This window comes from Oscillibacter sp. CU971 (genome assembly GCF_905219725.1).
Lineage (GTDB): Bacteria > Bacillota > Clostridia > Oscillospirales > Oscillospiraceae > Oscillibacter.
This window is the reverse complement of record NZ_CAJMXG010000282.1, coordinates 1-3,266: the sequence shown is the minus strand read 5'-3', so window position 1 is coordinate 3,266 and position 3,266 is coordinate 1. Positions and strand designations below refer to the sequence as shown.

Sequence of the window (3,266 nt, the reverse complement as noted above, 5' to 3'; positions counted from 1 at the left end):
GGCCCGGTAGTTCAGTTGGTTAGAACGCTAGCCTGTCACGCTAGAGGTCGACGGTTCGAGCCCGTTCCGGGTCGCCATATTTGCTGCTGTAGCTCAGTCGGTAGAGCGCATCCTTGGTAAGGATGAGGTCGGCGGTTCGAATCCGCCCAGCAGCTCCAGAAAGTCCAGCTTTCCCTGCGGGAAAGGCTGGATTTTTCTTATGTTTCAGAACTTTTTCTGCTGGTTTGAATTTCTGGATTTGGATTTGACCACACAACCAGCCACAGACAGAGAAAAACGGCTCACCGAGAGGATATCCCACTCGGTGAGCCGTAGATTTTTGTCAGCCTGCTTTCAGACGCACTCTTTCAGCGGCGATTTCCGCTTTCATTTCTACGATCATCTCTGCCAGCAGTTTTTCACACTCTTCCTCACTGTGAGCGTAGATGTTCCGAGGGTGTCTTTTGCCATCCGGCCAGATAGGAGAGTAGCGTCCTTCCCAGAGCTTATCGTTGATCTGAGTGACGCATCCGGTCCCCGCTTTACGCCTCTGGCCTTTGTGGGCCTGGAATGTACTGAGAACAGGCTTCCGAGGTGCTAACTGACTCTCTGCTTGTAGCTCAGTTTTTCCGATACCCTGGTTGATTTTTACCGCCGCTGTACGGCGCATCTCATCGGTAACGTGAGCGTAGATGTTCAGTGTGGTGCTACTGGAGACATGGCCGATAATAGTGGACAGGGTCTTGATATCCATCCCATGCTCCAGGGCAGTGGTAGAAAATGTGTGCCTGAGATCGTGAAATCTGATTTTCTTACATTCTGCCCGTTCCAGAACGGTCTGTAATCTTTTGCGAACTGCGGCTGGGTCTCTGGGTGAGTCCTCGCTGACCGGGGAGGGAAACATCCACCGAGAGCTGATAGTTTCCTTATAAGCCTTAAGGACATTCAGCACAGGCGTGGGGAGGACCACGCTACGGTTACCGGCCTTGGTTTTGGGTGGAGAGGCCACCAGCTTGCTCTTTATCCGATGAACCTGTCGCTGTACTCGGAGTTCCCCAGTGCGGAGGTTGAGGTCATCCCATTGGAGGGCGCATATCTCGCCCCGCCGCAGTCCAGTGGAGAGCTCCAACAGGAGAAGCTCGAAGCAACTGTCCTCTTTGGCTTGGATCAGCAGACGTTGGATTTCCTCCGGAGAAAGCACCTGCATTTCTCTGGCTTTGGCGGAGGGGAGACGGCAGCCATCGGCGGGATTGCGGAAGAGGAGCTTTTCCGCAACGGCCTTGTCCAGTGCGGCATGGAGGGTGGTGTGGATGCCCCGAACAGTCTGGTCGGACAGTCCTTCACCATATAATTCAGACCGGAGCAGTCTGCCGCCCTGCTTGAGTTTAGCGTAGAACTGCTGGATGTCGTTGGTGGTCAGCTTGTCCATTTGGATGTTTCCCAGGGCTGGGGTGATGTGCTGGTAGATGCGGCGTTCGTAAGACATTTGGGTGTTGGGCCGAAGATTGGATTTCTTGTAGGTTTGATACCAGAGATCCAGCCAATCCCCCAGGAGGATTCCAGGTTTAGGCTGTTCGGGAGCAGGAGCCTGGATGCTGTCCCTCAGTGCCCTGAGTTTTGCGATACAGTCCGACTTGGTCTTTGCCAGAACATTTTTGGTGACGGGGAGGCCTTTATCGTCGTAGCCGACGACTACCCTCCCCTCCCAGCGGCCGTCTTTTCTCAGGCTGACGCCGCCGTCCCCGCGCTTTCTGCGTTTTGCCACGGTTTCATCTCCTCTCCAAGGTAATCAGTCAGAAAGCCGCCGACAATGTCAGCGGCACGCTTCTGCATATCGCCGGTGGTGTGGGTATAGGTATCCAGAGTGAAGGACGCTTTGGTGTGGCCAAGGATTCCAGCCAGGGTTTTGGCATCCACACCGCTGNANAGCGCATGAGTTGAGAATGTGTGTCTGAGGTCGTGGAAGCGGATATTTGGCAGTCCAGCCTCCGCCAGAAATTTCTTCAGCTGTCGGTAGGCACTGTCGGGATTCATAGGGGCCTCAGGCCGAAGTGGATCGTGAAAGATCCAGGGAGAGAAAGATTTCCGCTTTCGATCTTTCAACAGCTCCGCTGTGCTGGGCGGCAGGACGATCTTCCGTGTGCCGGCGTAGGTCTTGGTATCTCCTGCCACCAGCCTACCGCCCTTTTCCCGATGAAGAGTACGGCAGACCTTCAGGGTGCCGCTACGCTCATCGAGGTCGGTCCACATGAGGCCGCAGATCTCACCTCTGCGCAGACCGGTGGTCAACTCAGTGTAGAAGAAGTCATACCAGAATTCATCGGCTTTGATCGCTGTCAGGAAAATATTCAGTTGTTCCTCGGTTAGAATCTTCATAGGCTGGTGAATTACCTTGGGCGGTTCCACCTCATCAGCGGGATTGACAGGAATGAGCCCCTGATCTCTCGCCGCTTTGAGCGCATGGTGAAGCGTGGTATGGATTCCGTGGACAGTGGTACTGGAGAGTCCAAGATTCAGACCGGGGCGAGGTTTCACTCTGCCATTCTGCTTCAAGGTATCATAGAGTTTTAGGAGGTCAGCTGCGGTCAACTGAGTGAGCGGTTTTGCTCCCAGGTGGGGCTTCACGTGGTTTTCCATATCCCGGCGATAGTGTTCCAGTGTGCCAGGTCGGAGGGTGACCGCCATTTGCTCCAGCCATTGATCCAGCCACTCCCCAAGAGTCATCCTGCTCTGCTCCGTCAGGTCGATACCCTGATAGGCATCGATATTCTGGCGGAGCTTTGCGGTCAACTCCTTTTGATTATCAGCGTAGACGTAGAGGAATATGGAATCGCCATTTTCCTTGTGGCCTACTACGATGCGACCCTCCCAGCGGCCGTCATCACGTTTGCGCACCATGCCGTCACCGGACGGTCTGCGCTTTGCCATTTGTTACTCACCTCCAGTCCGAATATCACCGTCGTTATCATCCATACACTCAGCCATGATCCTGACGCCCAGCCGAAAGCCCAAGATGAAATTCTCGGTTGCTGTGATACTGTTGATCTCATGCTGTGACCGGATGAGTTTTGTAAGAGTCTCCTGATCGATTTCCTCCAGCTGTTCCATGAGCTGATTTTCATATTTGGTGACACGAGCTACCGCTTTTTCCAGCTCTGAGTCAGGTGTCATCTGCTGTTCGTTGGGTGTGATGTTACCGTAGTAGAGATCTTCCAGAGTCGTTCTCATATCTACTGCCTCCTTTGCAACACCAACACATACCACACTTTGCGGAAGATAGCTACTAC

The 3,266-nt window shown here is 53.9% G+C and carries 3 protein-coding genes and 2 tRNA genes; 2 read left to right on the top strand and 3 right to left on the bottom strand.

Annotated elements, in window-relative coordinates:
- Together JX325_RS14100 and JX325_RS14095 are read left to right on the top strand one after the other, a co-directional pair.
- Positions 1-77, top strand: a tRNA-Asp gene (locus JX325_RS14100).
- A 5-nt stretch (positions 78-82) separates the two neighbouring features.
- Positions 83-158: transfer RNA gene (locus JX325_RS14095), tRNA-Thr, on the top strand.
- A gap of 164 nt (positions 159-322) precedes the next feature.
- Here JX325_RS14095 and JX325_RS14090 read toward each other — a convergent pair.
- The 3 genes from JX325_RS14090 to JX325_RS14080 all read right to left on the bottom strand — a co-directional run.
- Positions 323-1,744, bottom strand: coding sequence for a site-specific integrase (locus JX325_RS14090; protein ID WP_204791723.1), 1,422 nt, complete (start codon positions 1,742-1,744; stop codon positions 323-325).
- On the bottom strand, positions 1,702-2,907 hold the full coding sequence (locus JX325_RS14085) for a site-specific integrase (RefSeq protein WP_204791722.1): 1,206 nt from the start codon (positions 2,905-2,907) through the stop codon (positions 1,702-1,704). Before JX325_RS14085 ends, JX325_RS14090 begins: the two co-directional genes overlap by 43 nt.
- 3 nt (positions 2,908-2,910) lie before the next feature.
- Positions 2,911-3,266 (bottom strand): DUF6809 family protein (locus tag JX325_RS14080; RefSeq protein WP_307819279.1); only part of this gene is annotated, 356 nt, incomplete at its 5' end.